21 protein-coding genes are annotated in these 25436 nt (G+C 26.3%); 2 read left to right on the plus strand and 19 right to left on the minus strand.

Annotation, left to right across the window (positions count from 1 at the left end; translation table 11 throughout):
- Positions 1-64 precede the first annotated feature (64 nt).
- The 8 genes from dnaK to gpr all read right to left on the minus strand — a co-directional run bounded on the left by dnaK (position 65) and on the right by gpr (position 10213).
- Positions 65-1918, minus strand: coding sequence for a molecular chaperone DnaK (gene dnaK / locus KYD98_RS00250; RefSeq protein WP_219777582.1), 1854 nt, complete (start codon positions 1916-1918; stop codon positions 65-67).
- Positions 1919-2006: 88 nt separating this feature from the next.
- A complete protein-coding gene (grpE, locus tag KYD98_RS00255) occupies positions 2007-2630 on the minus strand; it encodes a nucleotide exchange factor GrpE (protein WP_219777583.1) in 624 nt (207 codons plus the stop codon).
- Between the two features lie 36 nt (positions 2631-2666).
- A complete protein-coding gene (gene hrcA / locus KYD98_RS00260) occupies positions 2667-3695 on the minus strand; it encodes a heat-inducible transcriptional repressor HrcA (RefSeq protein ID WP_219777584.1) in 1029 nt (342 codons plus the stop codon).
- A gap of 340 nt (positions 3696-4035) precedes the next feature.
- Positions 4036-5160: a radical SAM family heme chaperone HemW gene (hemW, locus tag KYD98_RS00265; protein ID WP_219777585.1), complete on the minus strand. Its 1125-nt coding sequence runs from the start codon at positions 5158-5160 to the stop codon at positions 4036-4038.
- Between the two features lie 170 nt (positions 5161-5330).
- A complete protein-coding gene (lepA, locus tag KYD98_RS00270; protein ID WP_219777586.1) occupies positions 5331-7133 on the minus strand; it encodes a translation elongation factor 4 in 1803 nt (600 codons plus the stop codon).
- Positions 7134-7513: 380 nt separating this feature from the next.
- Entirely contained in the window at positions 7514-7912 is a 399-nt protein-coding gene (locus KYD98_RS00275) for a sporulation-related protein NgaS (protein ID WP_219777587.1), read from the minus strand.
- 89 nt (positions 7913-8001) lie between these two features.
- Positions 8002-9075: a stage II sporulation protein P gene (locus KYD98_RS00280; protein WP_219777588.1), complete on the minus strand. Its 1074-nt coding sequence runs from the start codon at positions 9073-9075 to the stop codon at positions 8002-8004.
- A gap of 157 nt (positions 9076-9232) precedes the next feature.
- A complete protein-coding gene (gene gpr / locus KYD98_RS00285; RefSeq protein ID WP_219777589.1) occupies positions 9233-10213 on the minus strand; it encodes a GPR endopeptidase in 981 nt (326 codons plus the stop codon).
- Positions 10214-10386: 173 nt separating this feature from the next.
- Between gpr and rpsT the strand changes: the two genes are divergently transcribed.
- On the plus strand, positions 10387-10650 hold the full coding sequence (gene rpsT / locus KYD98_RS00290) for a 30S ribosomal protein S20 (protein ID WP_219777590.1): 264 nt from the start codon (positions 10387-10389) through the stop codon (positions 10648-10650).
- A gap of 178 nt (positions 10651-10828) precedes the next feature.
- On the opposite strand, the gene holA is transcribed toward rpsT, so the two are convergent.
- The 11 genes from holA to KYD98_RS00345 all read right to left on the minus strand — a co-directional run bounded on the left by holA (position 10829) and on the right by KYD98_RS00345 (position 24580).
- Positions 10829-11863, minus strand: a complete 1035-nt coding sequence (gene holA / locus KYD98_RS00295) for a DNA polymerase III subunit delta (RefSeq protein WP_219777591.1) — start codon at positions 11861-11863, stop codon at positions 10829-10831.
- Between the two features lie 175 nt (positions 11864-12038).
- The gene (locus tag KYD98_RS00300) at positions 12039-13736 is read right to left on the minus strand and encodes a ComEC/Rec2 family competence protein (protein ID WP_219777592.1); all 1698 of its coding nucleotides are present in this window, start codon (positions 13734-13736) and stop codon (positions 12039-12041) included.
- A gap of 5 nt (positions 13737-13741) precedes the next feature.
- Complete coding sequence (locus KYD98_RS00305) at positions 13742-16261, minus strand: P-type ATPase actuator domain-containing protein (RefSeq protein WP_219777593.1); 2520 nt, start codon at positions 16259-16261, stop codon at positions 13742-13744.
- 240 nt (positions 16262-16501) lie between these two features.
- The gene (gene spoVAE, locus KYD98_RS00310) at positions 16502-16858 is read right to left on the minus strand and encodes a stage V sporulation protein AE (protein ID WP_219777594.1); all 357 of its coding nucleotides are present in this window, start codon (positions 16856-16858) and stop codon (positions 16502-16504) included.
- Between the two features lie 97 nt (positions 16859-16955).
- Entirely contained in the window at positions 16956-17975 is a 1020-nt protein-coding gene (gene spoVAD, locus KYD98_RS00315) for a stage V sporulation protein AD (RefSeq protein ID WP_219777595.1), read from the minus strand.
- A gap of 429 nt (positions 17976-18404) precedes the next feature.
- Positions 18405-18860, minus strand: a complete 456-nt coding sequence (gene spoVAC / locus KYD98_RS00320; protein ID WP_258049537.1) for a stage V sporulation protein AC — start codon at positions 18858-18860, stop codon at positions 18405-18407.
- 250 nt (positions 18861-19110) lie between these two features.
- Entirely contained in the window at positions 19111-19866 is a 756-nt protein-coding gene (gene sigF / locus KYD98_RS00325) for an RNA polymerase sporulation sigma factor SigF (RefSeq protein ID WP_219777596.1), read from the minus strand.
- A 9-nt stretch (positions 19867-19875) separates the two neighbouring features.
- Positions 19876-20307 carry an anti-sigma F factor gene (spoIIAB, locus tag KYD98_RS00330; RefSeq protein ID WP_219777999.1) on the minus strand — a complete coding sequence of 144 codons (432 nt, stop codon included), beginning with the start codon at positions 20305-20307 and terminating at the stop codon, positions 19876-19878.
- 15 nt (positions 20308-20322) lie between these two features.
- A complete protein-coding gene (gene spoIIAA / locus KYD98_RS00335) occupies positions 20323-20658 on the minus strand; it encodes an anti-sigma F factor antagonist (RefSeq protein ID WP_219777597.1) in 336 nt (111 codons plus the stop codon).
- Between the two features lie 449 nt (positions 20659-21107).
- Positions 21108-23417, minus strand: a complete 2310-nt coding sequence (locus KYD98_RS00340) for an AAA family ATPase (RefSeq protein WP_219777598.1) — start codon at positions 23415-23417, stop codon at positions 21108-21110.
- A gap of 233 nt (positions 23418-23650) precedes the next feature.
- Entirely contained in the window at positions 23651-24580 is a 930-nt protein-coding gene (locus KYD98_RS00345; RefSeq protein ID WP_258049540.1) for a DUF4003 family protein, read from the minus strand.
- Between the two features lie 411 nt (positions 24581-24991).
- Between KYD98_RS00345 and KYD98_RS00350 the strand changes: the two genes are divergently transcribed.
- Entirely contained in the window at positions 24992-25423 is a 432-nt protein-coding gene (locus KYD98_RS00350) for a hypothetical protein (protein WP_219777599.1), read from the plus strand.
- The last annotated feature ends 13 nt before the right edge of the window (positions 25424-25436 follow it).

Here is a 25436-nt window from a genome sequence, read left to right on the forward strand (position 1 = left end):
TAATAAGAACCCTGTTTATATTTAGACTCTCAGTTATTATATTAGATAATTAGAATTTAGTATACTATTTATCTTCATCAACTTTAAAATCTGCATCTACTACATTATCATCATGTGCAGTTTGTTGAGCTCCTCCAGCTGCTGCATTTGGATCAAAACCACCCGCTTGTGATGGATCTCCACCTGCTGCGGCATAAACCTTAGAAGATACTGCATAGAATTCTTGAGTTAATTCTTCTATAGCTTTTTTGATAGCTTCTACATCTTCACCATCTTTTATAGCTTTAAGAGCTTCTAATTTTTCAGTTACCTTAGCTTTATCTTCAGCTGATACTTTATCTCCAAGTTCATTTAAAGTTTTTTCAGTTTGATATACTATTTGATCAGCATTATTTGCAGTCTCAACTTTTTCTTTTCTCTTCTTATCTTCTTCTGCAAATTTTTCTGCTTCTTTTACTGCCTTATCTATTTCTTCATCATTTAAATTTGTTGAAGCAGTAATTGTTATATTAGCTTCTTTTCCAGTTCCTTTATCCATTGCTGATACTTTAACTATACCATTAGCATCTATATCGAATGTAACTTCAATTTGAGGAATTCCTCTTGGAGCTGGTGCTATTCCTGAAAGTGTAAATCTTCCTAGTGATTTATTATCTGCAGCCATTTGTCTTTCACCTTGAACTACATTAATTTCAACTGATGTTTGACCATCTGCTGCTGTAGAGAATATTTGACTTTTCTTTGTTGGAATAGTTGTATTTCTTTCTATTAATGGTGTTGCAATTCCACCTGCTGTTTCAATTCCTAAAGTTAATGGAGTAACATCTAGTAATAATACATCCTTAACTTCTCCTGTTAATACACCTGCTTGAACAGCTGCACCAACAGCAACACATTCATCTGGATTTACACCTTTTGAAGGATCTTTTCCAGTAAAGTTTTTAACAGCATCTACAACTGCTGGTATTCTTGTTGATCCACCAACTAATATTATCTTTTCAATGTCATTTATAGATACTCCAGCATCACTTAATGCTTTTTTCATTGGTTCTATTGATCTTTGAACTAAGTCACTAGTAATTTCATTGAACTTAGCTCTTGTTAAGTTTAAGTCAATATGCTTTGGACCTGTTGCGTCAGCAGTAATGAATGGTAAGTTAATATTTGTTTGTGTTGATGATGATAATTCAATTTTTGCTTTTTCAGCTGCTTCTTTTAATCTTTGAAGTGCCATTTTATCATTTCTTAAATCAACGCCATTTTCTGCTTTAAATGTATCAGCTATATAATCCATTATTTTTTGGTCAAAGTCATCTCCACCAAGCTTTGTATCTCCATTAGTAGATAATACTTCAAATACTCCATCTCCAAGTTCAAGGATAGATACATCGAAAGTACCACCACCTAAATCATAAACTAAAATTTTGTGGTTAGAATCCATTTTATCTAAACCATAAGCTAAAGCTGCAGCTGTTGGTTCATTTATTATTCTTAATACTTCAAGACCTGCTATTTTACCAGCATCTTTTGTTGCTTGTCTTTCACTATCATTAAAATATGCTGGAACTGTTATAACTGCTTGAGTTACTGGTTCTCCTAAATAAGCTTCAGCATCTGATTTTATTTTTTGAAGTATCATAGCTGAAATTTCTTGTGGTGAATAGTTTTTAGCATCTATATCAACTTTATATGATGTTCCCATATGTCTTTTTATTGATATGATAGTTTTATCTGGATTAGTAATCGCTTGTCTTTTAGCTACTTGACCCACTAATCTTTCACCATTAGCTTGGAATGAAACTACTGATGGAGTAGTTCTTGCTCCTTCTGAATTTGTTATAACAACTGGTTCTCCACCTTCCATAACTGCAACACATGAATTAGTAGTACCTAAATCAATACCTATAATTTTTCCCATAATATATTCCTCCTAAATTTGGTTTAGTTTATTTCTAAATTTATTTTTGTAATTTATATATTTTAACTAGCCTACTTATTGGCTATTATTAATTAGCTACCTTAACTACTGTATATCTAATAACTTTATCTTCTTTTTTATATCCTTTTAAGAAAACTTCAGCTATTTGATTTTCCCCTAAATTTTCATCTTCAATATGCATTACTGCTTGATGAAGATTTGGATCAAAGTCTGATGATGCATCTATTTCTTCAACACCTAATTTTTCAAAAGAATCTTTACAAGCTTTCATAGTCATTTCTACACCTTTTTTTAGATCTTCAACGCTACCATCTGCTTCAATAGCTCTTTCAAGATTATCAAGAACAGGAACTATTTCTTTTAATACATCTACACATGCATCTCCATATATTCCTTGCTTTTCCTTTGATGTTCTCTTTCTATAATTGTCATACTCAGCAGTAACTCTTAATAATCTATCATTTAATGCTTCTAATTCCTCTTTTAATTTTTTATTTTCTTCTTTGTGTTTTTTTAGCATTTCAAGCTCATCCTCTTCATTGTTTGAATCTTGCTCTGAAGTTTGATTTTCTTTATTATCCTCTGTTATTTCTATCTCTTCTTCATTAGATTCAATATTTTCTTCTTTTAGATCTTCAACTGATTCATTAATATCTAAATTTTTTTCTAAATTTTCATCATTGTATGTCATTATTGTAAATACACCCCTTCTCTCTATCTTCTAAATCTATAAGTGTTGATTTTTCAAAATATTATTTAACTCTTTTACAATTTCAGCCATTATTACTATCACTCTTGAATAATTGATTCTTCTTGGTCCAATTAATCCAATTGTACCAATAGGCCTATCCCCTAGAGAATACTCAGCTGATATTACACTACATTCTTTAGCTTGTGGCTTATAATTTTCTTCACCTATTCTAATTGTAATATCATCACTTGTTTTAAATAAATCTATTAATGCCTCTTTATCATTTAAGAGAGCAAGCATTTCTTTAGCTTTTTCAATATCGTTGTATTCTGGATAGTTAAAAATATTAGTTGTTCCTTCCATAATTACTTCCGATGAATCTGATTCATTTAATGTTTCATATAAAGCAGGTAAGAGTGCATTGAACACATCATCATAGCCATATAAATCTTCTTTTAATTGATTAATAACTTCAAGATTAATTTTTTCTATCGAAAGATTAATAAGTCTTCCATTAATAACAGCATTTATTTTATTTAATTCTTCAATAGCTGGAACATTCTTAATTCTAAGCATATGATTCTTTATAACTCCTGTATCTGTTAAAATTACTGATACTAGAGTATTATTATCTATTTTTAATAGTTGAACTGACTTAATGATACTTCTTTTAACTGACGGTGTTTGCATAACACAAGTTAAATTAGTTAGCTCTGATAATAAAGCACTAGTCTGTCTAACTATTTTATCAACCTCTAACATTGCAGAATCAATAATATATTGTTTTATCCTCATATCTTCCTCAGGTGTTAAAAACTGATCTACCATTAGTTTATCAACATATAATCTATATCCTTTACTAGATGGTATCCTCCCTGCTGAAGCATGTGGTTGTTCTAAGTATCCCATATCTTCAAGATCAGCCATTTCATTTCTAATTGTTGCAGAACCAACTCCTAAATTATACTTTTTGGCAATAGTTCTAGAGCCAACAGGATCTCCAGTACGAATATAATCATTGATAATAGCTTGAAGTATTTTTATTTTTCTATCATCAATAGTCATAATCTCACCTCTTTTTTGTTAGCACTCACTATTCACGAGTGCTAATGACTATGTTTTAAATATATTATTTATCACGTTTTTTGTCAATTCTATTTATATTTAATATATTTTATTTCAGATGCTCTATTATCATTTTAGCCTATTTATCTTTATTTTTCTCATTTTTACTTCCTTTTTCTATCTTTAAGCATATTAGATAAAATGATTTTCTAAGAAGTTTTGAATATTCTAACTCCGGCAATGAAGTAAGTTCAATTAATAGTGAGCTACTAGCTAAATTTGCCGCCTCAAAATAAATACTACTAATCCTCTATTATTTTTTTAGTGTGCTTATTATGTTTTATAATATGAATTCACTCATTACCCAATTAGAAACTTCTATTCCATAAGAAGTTAAATATATTCTTCCCTTATCTCGAACTAATAATCCTTGTTTGATATTTTTATAAATAACATCTCCATAAATATTATTTATATCCTGATTAAATCTTCTCTTAAATTCTTCTTCTTCTATTCCAGTTGTCATTCTAAGACCCAGAAATACAAATTCCTCTATATCATCATTTATATCATTTAAATGAATTTCTTCCTCTATACTTATATTATTTTCTATATTTAATATATAAGTTTCTATATCATCTAAATTTTTAATACGTTTTTCATCTATAAAAGAGCTAGCTGAAACTCCTAATCCTAAATATTCCTCCATTTTCCAATAAACTTTATTATGAAAACATTCTTTATTATCTATAGAAAAATTAGAAATTTCATATTGATTATAGCCATTACTAGATAAAATTTTTTTTGTATAAGAATACATTTCTCTCTCTTCATCTTCTGTCGGTAAATTGAGTTTATTACTATTATATAACTTATAAAAACATGTCCCCTCTTCGACTATTAAACTATATGCTGAAATATGTTCTGGTTTAAGTTTTATTATTTCTTTTAATGTGTCTTTCCAATCATCTATTTGTTGATTTGGAAGTCCAAACATCAAATCTATATTTATATTTTTAAAGCCCTCTTCTCTTGCCAATAAATAATTGTTTTTAAATTCTTCAAAACTATGTATTCTTCCTATATTTTTTAATATAGAATTATTTGTAGATTGTAGTCCCATGCTTATTCTATTTACATTATATAGTTTCATAATTTTTAATTTTTTTTCGTCTAGAGTTCCTGGATTACACTCCATAGTAAATTCTAAGTTCTGTTTTAAATTTAATTTATTAATTGTCTCCAACAAACTTTTTAACTCTTCAACAGCTAAATATGAAGGTGTACCTCCTCCAATAAATATACTTTTTATTAAATATTTTTTTGCTTTTTCAATAATTTCTTTCTTTAAAGCCTTAATATATGCACTAATAAGCTTTTCTTTTCCTGTGTATGAAGGAAAATCACAATACAAACATTTTTGTTTACAAAATGGAATATGAATATATAACGATATCTCTTTCATTTTGCCCTCCTAGAAATAAAATTCGTTCTCTGTTTTTAATTACTTGATAAATAAAAAGGCCGACCATAAGTCAAGCCTTTTTATTTTTATATTATTAAACAAATCGTCTAAAATCTTAAGTTTCTAAATATTTTTATTTAAACACCATAATAGTTTTTATATTTATTATTTTAATCAACCTTTAATACAGCCATAAATGCTTCTTGAGGTACTTCAACAGAACCTACTTGCCTCATTCTCTTCTTTCCTTCTTTTTGCTTTTCAAGTAACTTCTTCTTTCTTGAAATATCTCCACCATAACATTTAGCTAATACATCTTTTCTCATAGCTTTTACAGTTTCTCTTGCTATAATTTTACCTCCAATAGCTGCTTGAATTGGCACTTCAAACATTTGTCTAGGAATTATTTCTTTCAATTTTTCCGCTATTCCTCTTCCTTTTTGATATGCTCTTTCATCAGGAACTATCATTGACAATGCATCAACAATATCTCCATTTAATAATATATCAAGCTTAACTAACTTAGTTCTAGTATATCCCTTAAATTCATAATCTAAAGAAGCATATCCTCTAGTTCTTGATTTTAAAGTATCAAAGAAATCATATACTATTTCATTTAATGGAATGTCATAATTTATAACTGCTCTAGTTTCTTCTATATATTGCATATCAATATATGTTCCTCTACGTTCTTGACATAATTCCATAACAGCTCCAACATAGTCTGTAGGCGTAATAATAGATGCCTTTACAATAGGCTCTTCCATATAATCTATTTCTGTCATTGGTGGAAGATTTGTAGGATTTGTAATATCTAATATTTCTCCATCAGTTTTAATTACTTTATATATAACGGATGGTGCTGTTGTAATAATATCTAAATTAAATTCTCTTTCTACTCTTTCTTGAATTATTTCCATATGTAATAATCCTAAGAACCCACATCTAAAACCAAAGCCTAGTGCAATTGATGTTTCAGGCTCAAAGTTTAAGGCAGCATCATTTATTTGCAATTTTTCTAATGCTTCTTTTAATTCATCGTATTTTGCACCATCTACTGGATATATTCCTGAATAAACCATAGGTATAGCAGGTTTATATCCTGGCAATGCTTTTTCTGTTGGTCTATTAGCTTCTGTTATTGTATCACCAACTCTTGCATCTCTAACATTCTTAATTGATGCTGTTATGTATCCAACATCTCCTGCTCTTAATTCTGGTATTTGCAATGGACTTGGGATAAATACCCCTACTTCAGTGACATCATAAACTTTATTGGTTGCCATAAGTTTTATTTTATCACCAGGCTTAACTTTGCCATCAAGTACCCTAACTATACATACAACGCCTTTATAACTATCATAATAAGAATCAAAAATTAATGCTTTTAATGGGGCCTCTTCATCTCCATTTGGAGATGGTAATTGTTCAACAATTTGTTCTAAAACTTGTTCTATATTAAGTCCTGTTTTTGCTGAAATCATAGGCGCTTCTTCTGCATCTATACCAATAACATCTTCTATTTCTTGCTTTACTTCTTCCGGTCTTGCTGATGGCAAATCTATTTTATTTATAACTGGTGCAATCTCTAAATCATTATCTAATGCTAAATAACAATTCGCTAATGTTTGTGCTTGAATACCTTGTGTTGCATCAACTACTAATAACGCACCTTCGCATGCTGCTAAACTCCTTGATACTTCATATGTAAAATCTACATGTCCTGGAGTATCAATAAGATTTAATATAAATTCTTCACCATTTGGTCTTCTATATACTAATCTAGCGGCTTGAGATTTTATTGTTATTCCTCTTTCTCTTTCAATTTCCATGTTATCTAAAATTTGTTCTTCCATCTCTCTTTTAGTTAATGTTCCTGTTGTTTCAAGTAATCTATCTGCAAGCGTTGACTTACCATGATCGATATGTGCTACTATTGAAAAATTTCTAATATGTTGTTGTCTTTCACTCATATATATAACTGTCCTCTTAAGACAGTTTATTCACCCCCATTGTAATTAATAAGTAAGGCACATGAGATTAAATAACAATTCCAAAGTTGCAATGAATATTTTTCATCAAACAAAAAGATGCATTGTCCTCATAGTATTCCTATTAGGTCAATTTGAAAAGGCAGCATGATGAAAAATAAAATAGCAAATGAACTTGTTATTTTTTGATTGTGCCTAAGGCATTTGAAATCAAATAAAACCAATGCCTTTTATATATTGGATTTCTATTTTTTCAAGTGCCTAAATTATAACATATATATATTTAAATTTGCTATCAAAATTTATCTAATCCTTAATAATAAACTTAATAATCACATTTCATCTTGTAGTTTGAAATTAAACTAATACTCTTCTTTTGAATTTTTCAATTTATTACTAAAATCATATATAGTTTCTTTTGCACCATTAAAACCACTTTCTATTTTATTACCTAATCCTTTTATTGCTTTAGTAAAAATAGATTTATTAGTAATCTTAAAATCCTTATTTCCCATCCTAACTAGTATATCATCACCTTGTTCTTTATATATTTTCATCCACGAATTATCTTTAATAAAATTAGAAAAATCTTCTCCAAATTCTTCACTAACTAATTGATAATTTTCACTAGTATTTCCGAGTGGGGATAAAGATTTAGTATTTATTATATTTATTTTTATTAACCCCGTCATTACAAAAATGACTAATAAACAAGCTGGTAAGATTTTTCTTATTATATAATGTCTATTTATTTTTCTCAACAAGATCACCTCTTAGATTTTACTTTAGGCATTCACCTTATCTAAATAATTGTCAAGTTTAAAAATAAATATTCATTAATAACTAATCTTTATTTATTTAAAATTTCTGCTATAACTCTAGCCATACACCTTGCTGTAACTTTTGCTTCTTCAATAGAATTAACATTAGATCCCATTTCAAAAAGTACACTTCCATCACATTTGCTTTGATTAAATGCATTTTTACCTCTATTATAAGTCAATATTTTTCTTGATAAACCTGGAAACAATTCATTTGTCTTGTTAAAAATCATTTCTGTCAATTGTTTATTTTTTTGATATTTAGTACTATTTTTAGCATTTACAAACATAATTTTAGCTGCATTCATTCTCTCTACTTGAGTAGTCATGGCGTCTTTATTATTAACAGAGTCCCTGTGTAAATCTATTATCATTTTAAAATTTCCATATTTTTTTAAATATTTATCAACTGTTTCACTTGATCTAGTATAACTATCATTATAAGAAACACAATGATTAGTCTTATCATGTATAACTGAAATCCCATAATTTTCTTCAAGTTCTTTTGCTAAAGTATCACCTACACCAACAACATTAGCATTTTCATCAGTTGTATCACCAGTTGAAGATTCTGAATAATTTTCAGTTGTATGAGTATGATATATTAATATTTCAGGCTTTGATGCATTTAATTGTTTTTTTAAACTTGGATTATAAATTTTAGTATTTGAAGATGATGTATTTGCTGATACTTTAGATACACTATCTTCATTCAAATTGAATTGATTAAAAGTTACTAAATTTCCCTTATTTGCATTACCTGCTTTGTTAAAAAAGCCAACTTCACTTTCTATTATACTCTCATAAGTTAAATTTTCTAAACCAACCGCTTTTAAACAAATATTCTTTATTGATAATTTATTTTCCGCATAATTTTCTTCTTTATAAACTTGCGTTTCAACTATAGGAATTCCTAAATTTAATAATTGAACATATGCAAATCCGCCTCTTTCAGTATTGTTTTTTAATACACCTCCAACTCTAATAAAAAATATCATTATAAAAATTATAAGTCCAATTAAACTCATATTAATTTCTGAACCCAATTTACTTCCATTATTCCTATGTTTAAGATTATTTCTTCCTGCAGTAAGTTTATACAAGTTAATCCCCCCTTGCTTCTTTTATATTTATATTAGGGGATTTACATAATTATTATAAAATTCATTAAATTTATAATAATCTTAAATAATCCTAAAAAGCTAATACTTGAACGTTACCTTTGGCAATATTAAATTTTACACAATTTTAAATCATATGCTAACTCAAAAACTTATTGATATCTTCCATATCCATATTAGGTTGCAAAGACATATTTATTCCATTTGCTATTATTTTAGAAAGAGCCTCTATTATCATATCTACTTCTTTAGGAGCTACTATTAATTCACCTACATTTGCAGACAATACTTCTTTTATAAGTGATTCTTTTTCATTCCTATCAATATCTTTTAACATATTATAAAACTCTTTCCCTGAAGAAACTTTACTTATTAATTCATCTATAACTAAATCAATTGAATCATTAGCAATAGTTGCAGCATCAACAACTGTTGGAACTCCTATTGCTATTACTTTTACTCCTAACGACTTTTCACTTATTTCCTTTCTATTATTACCAACTCCAGCACCTGGAGATATTCCAGTATCAGATATTTGAATTGTTCTATTTACCCTTTCAACTCTTCTGGATGCTAAAGCATCTATACAAATTACCAAATCTGGTTTTACTTTTTCTACTAATGATTTAATAATTTCTCCTGTTTCAATGCCTGTTATTCCTAAAACTCCAGGTGCTATTGCACATACAGGTCTTACAGATTCATCTATCGCCTCTGGCATTACAACTTGCAAATGTCTAGTGACCATTATTTTCTCTACAACTTTTGGTCCTAAAGCATCTGGAGTTACTTGCCAATTCCCAAGACCTACTACCAACGCAGTTTTCTTCTCATCTACATGAATTAATCTTTCTAATACTTTTGCTAAAACATTAGCTACACTATCCATTATTCCACCATCATAAACAGTAAATTCAGGAATATCTATTGTTATATAATTTCCTATAGGTTTTCCTATCTTTTTAGCTCCCTCTTCATCTTTAATCTTTACAGTACTAAATTTTATATCTCCCTCTTGTTCTTCTTCAACAATAACTCCATCTATTTCTTTATTTCGATTATGCTTTTTAATATACATTTCTCTTGCTTCAATTGCCAAATCTGTTCTAACATTTATCATCAAATTACACCTCACTATAAATTTACTTGATATTATTTTTCCTATATGTTTGAATTTAATACTTGAATTACATAACTTTCAATGCTATAATAAGGTTTGTTGAAATTAAAAGATACGCAGATATCCCCAAAAGCTGCAGGGGCCCTATAAAATTTTAAGGGGGTGAATCAAGAATGGCAAACATAAAATCAGCAAAGAAAAGAATTAAAGTTACTGAAACTAAAACTTTAAGAAATAGAATGATTAAATCAGCGTTAAAAACTGTAATCAAGAAGTTTGAAACTGCTGTAGCTGCTAACAACGTTGAAGAAGCTAAAACTGCTTTTACATTAGTTGTTAAGTCATTAGACAAAGCTGCTTCAAATGGAGTTGTTCATAAGAACATGGCTGCAAGAAAGAAGTCTAGATTAGCTGCGAAGTTAAACGCTATGGCGTAATCTGATAAACCCACCGATTTTGGTGGGTTATTTATTTACACTTTTTTATTTTTCCATCTTATCAAAAATATAATTTTATTTTATCTTATGCTATTTTTAATAATGATGTAGATATTACAATATTAGTGTAACTTATATTAGTTTAAGTTTTATATTATAATTTTTTGAATATATATCTTTATTTTTTTACAGTTAAAGTATTAATAAGTAATAATTCCATCTCCATAGTTTTATCTATACTACTAGATTTCAGATTTTTTTCCGTTTTCACACATAATTTTATAAGTTCAATTAATTGTTTTTCTGAAAATCTATGACTTTGAGAAACTAATTTTTCACATATAAATTTAGGTAACTTGAATTTTGAAATAAAATCTTGTACTTTTTCACCACTAGCTAATCCTGTTTTTATTTCATAAAGTCTTATAAACTGCCTTTCTAAATTATTTATTATTAACATATGTTGATCAGACTTATATAAAATTTCTCTCATTACATCCATTGCAGATTCAATTTTTCTTTGAGCTATTAACTCTACTAAGTCAAATACATCTTCTTCTCCAGAATTTGATATTAATAAATTAATATCTTCTTTATTTATATCTCTTCCTATTGTATAAGATATAAGTTTGTCAACTTCTCTTTTTATTATATCGAAATTATTTTGTACTTTTTCTGAGAAATATATAAGTTCAGCTTTTCCTATGTTTTTTTTACGTTCTTTAAAAATATCATTTATTTTTTTTATATAAGCATCTCTTCTTAATTTATCACAATGTACAACTGTGATTGACTTATCTAATGAAATTAACTTTTTATTTTTATTTGCTTTCTCTCTTTTGTCATTAAATAAATAGTACATTATTAACACTGTATATGGTGGCATATTAGAGAGATATTCTTTAAGACTTTTATATATTTTTTTTGAAGCTTCATCAGTTTTATCTCTTAAAAAATTAGCTCTATATACAAAAACAACCTTTTTATCACTCATAAGGGGAAATGTTTCACAAGCATTCATTATTTCATCAAAATTTGTTTTCATTCCATCTATCTTTATTAAATTAAAATCATCAGTATCTACTCCTAATGTCTTTTTTATAACAACATTTATACCATCTTTAATAAGTTCTTCATCTAACCCACAAAATATATATGAATTTTTTATCTTACCTTTTTCAATCTCTCGTTCAAAAACCTCATAGTCAATCAAATTAATCCGCCTTTCTTATGTTTAAGTATATTTTAATTACAATGCTCTAACACCATTATTAAAACATACTATCATCTTTTAATAAGTTTTTTATATAAGTCCCTCATCATGCTCATAAAGAATGCTCTTTACAAAGATTTTTAAATTTATATTAACAAATAAATTTTATTGGAACTTAAATACTTAAAATTATTCTATCTTTTAGTATAAATATTTTATTTATTTTTTGATCTTTAAAATTTATTATATCATAATCTAAACAAGAGATTTTAGAATTACTAATTTTTAATATATATAGATTATTTGAAGTTTCTAAAAAATAATTTTTACCTTTTTCTTTAATTTTTCCGATATTCTTTATATTAATTATTTTATTATTTCTATATACCTTATTTGACATAGTGGCCTTTTTTAGCCTTTTTATATCTATGTTATTTTTATTAGTAACAAGTGCCCTCTCTCCCCTATAACTAATTAATAAAGCACCTTCATTATAATAAGTAATTTTAGGAATAGGACTGTATATTTGAATAGTAATTAATAATATAAATATTGCTGGCAAATAAATAAATTCTCTGTAATTTTTATTTATAAAATAAATACTTATAAGTATTGACATATAAAGTATAGCTACATATTCATTTCCATAAAACATAGGTATAGAATAATTTTCTAACTTATCCAAACTCCAATCAAATAATTTTATAATAATTAAGTTAAGATAACTACAAAAATCAAAAAGTTTAGGAAAAATATATACTATTGGCAAGATATTACCTGTTATCACAATAATATTAATAAAAGGCACTAAAATTAAATTACCTATTATAAAATTAATTGAAAAATCTTTAAACACTAATATTAAATAAGGAAATGTAAAAACTTGAGCTGCTAAACTAATACTTACAACTGTTCTTAATTTATCAGGTAATTTATAAAAATAATTATTTAATTTCTTATTAAAAATTACTATTCCAAGTGTAGATAAATAAGATAAATGAAAAGATACTTCAAAAATACTATAAGGTTTAATTAATACTAATACCATACCAGATAAACATAATGCTGAAAGTGAATTATTATTTCTTTTTATAATTTTACTTATCTCTAATGAAGAAAGCATTATAAAAGCTCTTATACTTGAATAGTTGCATCCAGTAAATATAACATATATTATTGTAGCTATTAATCCCATCTTATTTCCTAACAAAGTTTTTAAAAATATATAAACTATGACAACATGTAACCCAGAAATACTAATAGTGTGAATTATTCCAAATTTTTTCATATCACTTTTATCTTCTTTGTCTAAATAATTTGAATATCCAAATGCTACTGACGATATTAATGCTGCTTTTCTTTGACCTAAATTTTCTTTTAACATAAAAAATACTTTATGTTTAATTTTATAAAGTTTAACTATAAAATCCTCATTAACTTCATTTACATCATTAGTTATTACCTTCCCCACTACTCCCTTACTTTTTTCTTGTGATTTTATTATTTTAGAATTAATTTTATATTCCCGTCCTACTTTAACATCATTATTAGTTTCTAAAAGTATTTTTTTACCTTGATAATCTGCCGTAATTTCATATGAATTTTTTCTTAATATTCTAACAGATGATTCTATATTAGAATCTATACTATAATAAGAAATATTAATAATTAATCCTAAAATAAAAACTACAATCATTAAAATCGTAAAATTAAATCCACAATAAATAATTATTGATATAAAAAAGAAGCAAACAATAAAAATTGTAAGCTTCTTAAAGTCATCAAATAACCCATAACTAATACATGATAATATTAATGTCAAAAACATATATATAATAGGATTATTTATCTCATTAATTTTTTTTGAAAACAAATAGCTCACCTCATTAATGAGTTTTGCCATCTTTTAAATAAAATTTCAAATATAATTAAAACTATTATACTAATAATTAAATTAATTATTACCACTTTAGTTAAAATAATATTTTTAATTAAAACAATTGCCAATACAACTATTGTAGTCAATAGTAAAGAAATAAATAATAATTTTCTTTCTATAGATTTTTTCTGTATTGATATATTATTATTAAATGCTGTAAACAATATTGCTCCTGTTGATAAAATAATTAATGATAATAATGACTTTTGATTGTCATTTACCCCATATGTTACAAATATTGTGGCTAGTGTTAATATAACTGATCTTACTATCATCTGTTTGTTTTTTAATTCTTGTCCATTTTCTTTTAATATAAATATTAAAGCTAAAGGAACAAGTAAAAATATATTAATAAATACAATGTTTGTAACATTCAACATTTGATTATAACTTAATATAATACTACTTAACAAAATCATTAATTCAGCAAAAACTATAGAGTATATACCTTTAAATGCTCTATCTAAATTGCTCTTAAATATTTTTGCATAATCTCTAACCTTAAAGAATCCATCTAAATAATTTTCTTTTACATAAATGTCAGAAACCTTTTTAACTATTAAAGGTGCATTTCCTTTTGAAATACCTACTTCAGATAAATTTATTGAAGGTAAATCGCCTAAAGTTTCTCCACTTGCAACTACTTTATATCCATCTTTATTAAATAATGCTATTATTTGAGATTTTATTTCTGGATTTATTCTAGAAAAAACTCTCACTTTTCCTACTAAATCTATTAACTCTTGAGAATTCAAAGAATCCAATTCTATTCCTGATACTACTTGATCATTTTTATAGATAATTTTTGCCTTTTTGGCCATTGTAATAGCACTTATCTTATTTTCCTCAGTAAATAAAATAGGAATTATTCCATTATCTTTTATTTCTCTTACTGTTTCTTCTATATCATCTGTAAGAGGATTTTCTAAGGCAACTATTCCAACAAAAACCATATTACTTTCTATATTTTCATCTGTAGATGGTTGATAATTAAAATTTCTATAGGCAAATGCTTGAGTTATTAATCCTTCTGCCGAAAACTTTATATCTATATCTTTTATTTTATTTTTTTCTTCATCAGTAAGTTCTTTTTCTATTCCATCTAACATTATATGAGTACATCTCTCTAAAACTGAATCTAAATTTCCACGGGAATTAGCTCTATAACCTTTTTGCATTTTATTCAAAATTGTCAACATCTTCTTATCAGAGTCCATAGGTATTTCAATTATTCTAAAATTTTTATTATCTAAAATAGATTTATATACCTTTTTTTGTGCTGCAAATTGTAAATATGCTATTTCTGTTAAATCACCTTTACCTGTGTTTTCTTCAATATTATATGTAGAATTATTACATAATAAAGAAATATCAAATATCCTTGTTACATTTATATTTTTTGAATAATCTATATCTTTAGAAAAAATTATTTCACCATCTGTAAAAAATTTATCAACTATCATTTCTTCTTTAGTTATTGCTCCAATTTTATCTAAAAACATAACATTAATAGTATTTATAAGATCAAATGCAGAAAAATTTATTATATTAATATCTTTATTTTTAAACTGTTTTAATATAATTTTAAATGCTAACATTGAAATTATAATAATTGGGAAACATGTAATTACTAAAAGTCCTTTTTCTACTTGATCATGATATTTTTCTAAATTTCCAGTTAATAATATTCCTAAAGCAAATAATATAAATGATGATAGTAAATAATTTCCCCACTTTTTTTGAATTTTATCTAACAATGTATGTTTTTTATTGCTTGCATAAGTTAACATTGCTAATAACTTTCCTAATTGAGTTGAATTACCTGTAGAAATTACTATACCTTCACCTTCACCATCTTTAATTACAGATCCTTTAAAAAGTATATTCTTCATTTCTCCAAGTGAATTTATTGATCCACTTATTTTACTCTCAAACTTTTCTTTATAAAAAGTTTCACCAGTTATATTTTTTTCATCTACTTTTATATTTATCGCTTTTATTATTCTTATATCTGCTGGAATTACAGAACCATTTTTAAATTTCACTATGTCTCCAATCAAAATTTCTTCTGATTTCAACAATAATTCTCTACCATCTCTTATTACGATTGAAGTTGCAAAATTTAATTTTTCTAAAAATCCTATCTCTTTTCCTCTTTTAATATTATAAAGTATACTTCCCATTACATTTATTATTAGAAATCCTAATACAATATATTTATAAAAATTAGTTTCTAAAATAAATAACAGCACTGTAATAACTATATATAATATTATGTGTGCTTGTTTAATTATATTTATTATATTTTTTGATATTCTATTTCCACTTGGTAAATCAATTTTGTTTGTGCCATACTTTTCCTTTCTAGCTTCACACTCAAAGCTACTAAGTCCTTTCTGTACATTACTATCTAGCATTTCCACAACTTGAGCCCAAGTATTGTTACAATACTTATTCAAAATATCCCCCCATCTAAATTAATAAATTAGATATATAAGTTCCCAACAAAGTTTGTTCATTAATATAAATTTAAAAATATAATTTTCTATAAAATATTATAAATTTAATAATTTAATTAAAGCATATATATTGAAAAATAAAAATAATAATATAAAAATTATATTAACTTTAAATCTAAAAAAAATACAAACTTCCTTATTTATAGTATAAATGCTAAAAGATTAAAAATAAAGTTAATTCTACTCTTTTGTTTTAGGATTAAATATTAAAGCCATTAAATATCCAAAAAAAATTGCTGCACTAACACCACCAGCTGTTCCTTTAATTCCTCCTGTAAAAGCTCCAAGTAAACCTATTTCCTTAACTTCTTTTATTGCAGCTTTAGCTAATGTATTCCCAAATCCAGGAAGTGGAACTGTTGCTCCAGCTCCACCTACTACAACTAACTTGTCATATAATCCAAATGCACCTAATATGGCACCAATAGTAACAAATACTACTAAAATTCTACCTGGAGTTAACTTAGTAGTATCCATTAATATTTGTGCTATTATACAAATTACTCCACCAACAATAAAAGCACTTATATACTCCATTTATATCATCCTTTCTATAATTCCTTTCATTTATATCATCTTTAATCCTAAATATTCCTTTATAAAAATAAATCATCTTATAATTACCTATTAACTTCTATTTCATTTCTATTGCTACTGCATGAGCTATACCCGGAATACTTTCCCCTTGAAGAGAAGACGTTGGACTCATTAAAGCTCCTGTGGATACTAATAATACATTTTTTATTTCTTTTCTCATTAATTTTTTATATAAGTATCCAGCAAATACAACTGCTGAGCACCCACATCCACTTCCTCCTGCTGCTGTATTTTGTAATTGATCATTAAAAATTGTATCTCCGCAATCCATATGATTCCCTCTTATATCATATCCATATTCTTGAATTAATTTATCTGCTAATTCTTTCCCAACACTCCCTAAATCTCCAGTCGCAATAATATCATAATAATCAGGTTTTCTTCCTGTATCTTGAAAATGGCTTACCAATGTATCTACAGCTGCTGGAGCCATAGCAGCTCCCATATTATTAGGATCTTTCTGTCCATAATCCTTTACTTTACCAGTTGTAACATAAGTAACTTCAGGAAATTTGCCTTCATGTCCTAATACTAAAGCTCCAGATCCAGTTACTGTCCATTGACAAGTAGCACATCTTTGGCATCCATACTCAAGTGGAAATCTAAATTGTCTTTCCGCAGAACTAAAATGTGATGATGTTGCTGCCACCACATATTTTGCACATCCTGCATCCATTATTATTGATGCCAAACTTAAAGATTCTGTCATCGTAGAACAGGCTCCATATAATCCAAAAAAAGGAATATCAAATTTTCTAGCTGCAAAACTTGAAGATATTATTTGATTTAACAAATCACCTGCAAAAAGATAATCTATATCACTCTCCTGAAGCTCAGCCCTAGACAATGCTTGAGTTATAGCTGTAAACATCATTTCACTTTCAGCCTTTTCAAAACTATCTTTTCCACAAGTATCATCATTTAATATTTGATCAAAACTTTCTTTTAAAGGTCCATCACCTTCCTTAGGTCCTACTATTGAATAAGCGGAAATTATTTTAGGAGGATTCTCTAACCTTACAGTTTGATTTCCTACTTTTTTATTAGCTATTTTCATATCTACACCCACCTTAATACAAATATAATTTATTAATTCTTACATTATATTTCAGGCTATGTTTTAAGTGAATGTTGATATTGTAATATAAAGCCCATGGACAGGTGATTTTACTTTAAGAACTCTAAACAAAGCTTAGTCTAATTAATGTATACTCCCAATCCCAGATTGTTGACAAGCAATTAATTGTAAGACTAAAATGAAACTCGACTCATATATATTCGCTGAATAAGTTCGAGTATCAAAATATAAAATTTTTACTATAACTTAAGAGTTCTAAAAAGCAAATCCCAATGCCAGTTTAGGCTTATACTACAATATCAACACTGTTTTAAAACATAGCGATATTTCCAATAGTATTGATATTTTAATTTTTTATTATACTAAAATATCAATAAATAATTAGATATAGCTATCCTATTATCTTATTTAAAATAATGAAATTATATAATAAACTATACCTATAATTACAGATGATCCTATTCCATATACAAGAACTGGTCCTGCAATAGTAAACATTTTAGCTGCTACTCCAAAAACAAAACCTTCTTTTTTAAATTCTATAGCTGGGGAAACAATTGCATTAGAAAATCCTGTTATTGGAACTACTGTTCCTGCTCCACCAAATTGAGCTATTTTATCATATATACCTATACCTGTTAATAAAGCACCTAAAAAAATCATTATTATTGATACTATAGTTTTAACTTGTTCATCTGGTAAACCTAATGTTGAAATATATTTATCAATAAATTGTCCTATAGTGCAAATTGCTCCTCCAACAAAAAAAGCTTTAGTACAATCTAAAAGTATCCTTGGTTTCGGTTCAACTTGCTTTGCCATATCTTCATATTTTTTTCTTATAATTTTCTCATCCTTATGCAAAACCTGTCACTCTCCTTTTTTAATTAACAAATATTAAAGGTTAATTATTCAATTTTTGTTTATTATTTTATTTAAAATTTCTTTTATGTATGTTTATTATTTGTATATTTGAAAAATTTAATTATGTTAATTTTTGGATAAAAAAAATCCGTTTAAAATAGAAATTAATTTTCTATTTTAAACGGATTACTTTTTATAAAAAATGTAAAGATTGAATTAATACAAATCTATGGCTTCAAAAAACAATCCATTAATCTTCTAATTTTTCTCTCATTTTTAATAGTACCTTTTTTTCAATTCTAGAAACTTGTACTTGACTTATACCCAGTAATTTTGCTACTTGTACCTGTGTTTTATCTTTAAAATATCTTAGAATAATTATTTGTCGTGCTTTTTCATCTAAGCTTCTTAGGGCCTCTTTAAGAGCTATTTTATTAATCATTCCAATATCTTCTTCACCTTTTTCACTCAATTTATCTATTAATAAAACTGGCGCTCCATCATCTTGATGTATGGTATCATAAAGATATTGTAAACTTGTTGCAGACTCTATTGCAAATATAATTTCTTCTTTATCTACACCTGAAAACCCTGCTAATTCTTCTATAGTAGGTGCTCTATTTAGTTTTTTTGTTAATTCCTCTTTGTCAAAATGTATTCTTTTAGCTAAACTTTTAACATTACGACTTACTTTAATCATCCCGTCATCTCTTAAAAATCTCTTAATTTCCCCTATTATCATAGGAACTGCATAAGTCGAAAATTTAACATTATAATTCAAATCAAAATTATTTATAGCTTTAACTAATCCAATAGAACCGATCTGGAAAATATCCTCATAATCATAACCCCTATTTAAAAATTTTTTACTAATAGATGATACTAATGGTAGATTAATCTCTATTAATTTATTCATAGCAGCATTATCTCCAGATTTGGCTAAAGGTAATAATTCTGAATTATCATTATAATTATATTCCTCTCTTTTTAAATTCCCTTTTTCCATATTTTCCACCTAACTCACTGTGTCAAATTTCTTCTTTATTATTACCCTTGTACCCTTTCCTTCTTCACTTTCAACTAACAAACTATCCATAAACGTCTCCATCACTGTAAATCCCATCCCTGATCTTTCTAAATCTGGACGTGATGTATATAATGGTTCCATAACCTTAGGTATATCATCAATACCTTTACCCTTGTCGATTATTATAATAGTTACTTCACTATCATAAATCTCTGCTTCAACCCTAATTATTCCGTTATCTCTATTCTCATATCCATGTATTATAGAATTAGTTACCGCCTCTGATACAGCTGTCTTTACATCTGTTAACTCTGCAATTGTTGGATCGAGTTGAGAAACAAATGCTGCAACTACTACCCTTGCAAAAGCTTCATTTTCAGATTTACTTAAAAATTCTACACTCATTTTATTATCATACACCATAAAACCCTCCATCTAAATGCATCTTATTGCTTCGTCTATAGTCTTATAATTCTTAACAACCTTATATAAACCTGTTAATTCAAATACTTTATTAACATTTGTATTAACATTTGTAATACATAGAGTTCCTTTTTTATTAGCTATCTTTTTGTGTCTTCCAACAACAACTCCAATACCAGAGCTGTCCATAAAACTTACACCCGCAAAATTTAAAATAACCTTTTCTATATTGTCTCTATCCATTCTATCATCAATTTTGACTCTAACTTCCTCAGCACTATGGTGATCTAATTCCCCTACAAGAGTAATAATTAAAATATCATCATATTTTTCAAACTTTAAATTCATATATCATTACTCTAAAGTTATCCTTAGAGTAATTCACCTCCTTATTTAATACTTATTACTAATCTTTACCATATTTTAACATACTCTTTTATTCAACGTCAATTTTTTATTACATTTTTTTCTAATTATTCTATAATATATGAAAATCAAACAACTAAATCACATTTTAATTAACAATATACAATATACATAAATCAACTTTCCAATTTCATCTCTAACCATAAGCTTTATAACATCCATTTAAAAGATAGCGAAAAATAAAAGAGATATCTTGTTATTTTTCTTCATATGCCTTAAACAAAATATCTCTTTTATATTAATTTTTATATTTTCTATACCTAAATATAGTTTTTAAAATAATAGATTAATGCTTGTATACTTTTTTTGATTTTGTTCATATTAAATAAAATAAATATACAATTTACATTTAATCTATTATTTGATGTGTCTTATTTTTTCTTTTTAACATTCTTATATTTTGAAAGTTCCTCTTCAATAGTTTTATAAAAACTTTTAACTGACTCACCAGGTTTTAAGATAAGGACTTCTATTGCATCTTCTAGTGTATCCATTGTATAAATATGAAATTCGCCATTTCTAATATATTCTTCTACTTCAGCATTTAAAATTAATTCATTTTTATTTACACTAGGAATTAATACACCTTTATCGTCTATATCATCTAATCCTTTGCATACACTAAAGAAACCCTCAATTTTCTCATTTATCATGCCAATTGGTTGAATGTCTCCAAATTGATTTATAGATCCTGTAACTGCAATATTTTGTCTTATTGACCTCTTGCTAAGTGCAGAAAGCATACATATTACTTCTGCAACAGATGCACTATCTCCTTCTACTAATGAATAAGTCTGTTCAAAGCTTAATTGAAAATCTACGGGCAATTTTTCATACGGACTTAATAAATTAGTTATTAATCCTCTTAAAATAGCTATAGATTTTTCATGAATATTTCCACTAAGTTTACATTCTTTATGAACATCAATTATTCTGCCATCTCCTTTAAGAGCTAAGCATGTTATTCTCATAGGCCTTCCTAGACTAAAAAGTTTTGTTCCAAATACAGCTAGTGCATTAATAGAACCAATTTTTTCATCTCTAATAGATAATAATATTTTTTTACTCTTATAACTTTCTAAGATTTCTTCACGAATTTTCTCTTCTCCACTATGACAAATACTATTAACATCATCTTTACTTATTGTAAATCTACCATCAGAAATTGCTTTATGATTAGACAAATATAGCATTTTATCTATTTCATAGTCATCAATGCAAATTTTTTCCCTATCACCACTAATTCTTGATAATACTTTAAATATTTCCTCTACAGCATCTTGTTCTATATCTAATAAATTTTCATTATTTATTTTATTTTGGATATATCTTGCAATTAAAGTCTTTGAATTGTCATTATATTTAAGTTCAATATCAGATTCTACCTTTAACGGAAATACTCGTTTAAAATCTTCATCTCTTTCATATAAAAAATTGAAACTTTCATAATCACCTATTACAATTACTTTTACATTAATAGGTATAGGCTCTGGCTTTAATCCCTCTATAGATAGAACATCTAAATAAGTTTTAGTATAACTGTAATCTACTTTTTGGAGCATTAATACCTTTTTTAAATAATAATAACTATACCCACTATTTAATAAAGAATTCAGTCTTACAATTAAACATCCACCATTAGCCTTTAATAAACTTCCAGGATGTATCAATTCTATATCAGTAGTATAATTACCATTAGTACTTTTATATTCTATATTACCTATTAAATTATTTATAGTTGGATCTTCTTCAAAAAGAACTCTAGGATGAGGAATATTTTTATTATCTACAAGTACATGAACTTCATATTTCATAAATAACTGATCAAGTTCTTGTTCATCATCTTCAAGACTTATTGTATAACATTTAACTACCTCTTCTTCAATCCAATCAAACATTTGTGAGAGATATAAACACACATTTTCATCAGTTACAAATTCAAATAATAAGTCATTCTTTTTTTCCATCATTGTATTTTTTAAATATTCCTTATAAATTGCTTTAAGCTCTTTAATAGAATCCTTTTCTAGCTTAGTTAATTTCTCTAATACATCTTTTGCTTGTTTTTTTAATTCTCCTACTTGTTCTTTAATTATATCTTGATCTTCGCTTTCTAAATCTTCATATTCATCTTCTGTCATTTCTTTCCCTTGTTCTTTTAATGGAATAAATACAAAACCTCCATTAGTAGCTTTAACATCAAAATTATATGCTTTTGCTGCATTCATTATTTCAGATATATAATCATTTCTTTTCCTAGTTATATTTTGGAGTATAATCTCTTTTTCTGTGTCTGATGATCCATTATAAAATTCAAATATACAATCAAAATATTTATTTTTAATTTCTTCAACTTTATCTTTTAATAAAGTACCTTTTCCACTAGGTAAAAATAAAACTTTAGGATTTAGTGAATTATCAGTTGTTACATAACAGATATCCTTTGGTGATTCTTCTTCTTCATATATAGTTGTAACAAAATTTATTAAATCCCTTAGTTTATCTTTTGAAAACGAATCAACGTAATATAAATTGTATCCATCTTTCTTGATCTTTAAAGCTCGTTCTATTTCATTTAACCTTGATTTTACCTCAGGCATTTCAAAAAATTCTTCATCGCTTGGTAAACCCTTAAAAGAACAATTAAAAATAACTTCGCTTGGAGTTAACTCTCTTTTCATAAATTATATCCACTTTGAAGTTTGTTTTAAGACTTAACTTTGATTAAAACCTTCAAAAGCAGTTTCCTCCTCAAATTAGTAGTATATATAATATTAATATTCTCTAACTTAGAAAATAGATATACTTTTTTATTTTTTCTATAAACTTAAGTTAAAAATATATTTTTAGAGTAGAAACTCTGTTTATACTACCAACTTTTAAAGTCAACTGCTTTTTATTATTTGACTATGTTTTAAGCTAATACTTCATTTAAAACACCTTGATTTTTACTTACTAAAAATGTATAAGTACTAAATGCCAATAATTCATCTAAATATTTTATATTTTCGTTTATTTTACTTGTAGACACAATAATTAAGGCAATCATGTCTCTAAATCCCTTATCTATATAAAATTCATATTCAATTTCTTCACTGCAAAGATAGTCTATAACTTCTCTCATATTATTCATAATTTCTTCAGAATCTTGATTCTTTACTAAAGCACCAAGTAAACTTACAAATTGATGACTTATTTTAAATCCATTTTTTTGCAAAGAAATTAAGAGTTCTTTTGTCTTGTATGCTGCATCTTCATAACTGTTTAACAATATAGTATTAGTTAATCCTTGCACACCGTTATTGGAAAATAGTTCTAAATTAGTCACATATTCAAAAACCAGTTCCATATATTCTGTCATTGAATTAAATTCCGAACAATTTATAGCCAGTAAAGTACAAAATAAATAATCATCTTCTTTTGTCACATTATTATATCTAGATTTTATAATATTAAATATATCTTTTGTTTTAGATATAATATTCTTCCTATTTTGTAAGTCTACATATTTTACTATTGCATAAGCTGATAAAAGCAAATACTCAGAATCTTTAAAGTTTTGTTCTATTAACAAATCAAACACTTCTATTATCTCAAGAATAATCATCTTATTTTCTTTATAATCATTATTACATGATATTAAAAAAGATAATATATATAACATGTCACCTCTAAAAGGAGACATTCTAGATGTACTATCCTTAATAAATTTACGTATATCTTTAACCTCTTCAAAAGGAATTTCTCTATTATAATATCCATTAAGTAAAGCTGAAAAATGATTAATATAATCTCCATCATATCTTAATCTTTCTTTAGCATTAACATAGTTATCTATAGTCATATCACAAATTCGTTTTGTATTAATATCTATTATAATCTCCCCCTAAGTACAAAAATAATAACCTTAAATATAAGCTATATTTTTAAGTATCATATTAAATTAAAACATAGTTTAATTACATTAATATTATACTATATCTATATTACTTAATTTATATAGCACTTAATTTATATAGCACTTAATTTATATATTAATTGTATAAATTCTTTATGTCATCTCTGTGTCTATAAAATTAATTTTTTCTTAAATTTAACTATATAATTGTATCATACTTAAATATATGCATAACATACTATAGATTATTGAAAAGCTTAATATATATGGTAGTTAACTAAGTATTATGCTATAATAAATTAGATATAATGGAATAATTGTTTTTAAAGAAATTCATGCTAAAAAAGGAGAGTTCATATGGGTTTAAAAGAAAAATTCAGCGGTAAGTTTAATAAATATTTTCAAGACGCATATCTTGAAAAATATGGAGATAGAATTACAAGTACTTCAGGAACCGTTTTATCTGTAAAAGTTTTCGAAAAAAGTTACTTTATATTTCACAAATTATTAGTAGAAATGGTAGTTAAACCTGAAGTAGGTAAAGCTGTAGTTAAATGTTTCTACAAACAAAATAAATGGTTTAAAAAACCTGAATTTATTACTGTTTCACAAGGTCACAAAGTTATAATTATGGGAATTAAAGGTGAAAAAATAAAGAAAAAAGATACTACAGAAGCTATACAAATAATGAATGTATTAAACCTTACTACTAAGAAAGATTTAATACCTGTAGATCATAGTCAGATAAGAAAATCTCGTCAACAAGCTACTAAAATGATGAGAAGATAATAAAAAAACTCCT

This window comes from Clostridium weizhouense (assembly GCF_019431045.1).
In the GTDB taxonomy this organism is placed as follows: Bacteria; Bacillota; Clostridia; order Clostridiales; family Clostridiaceae; genus Clostridium; species Clostridium weizhouense.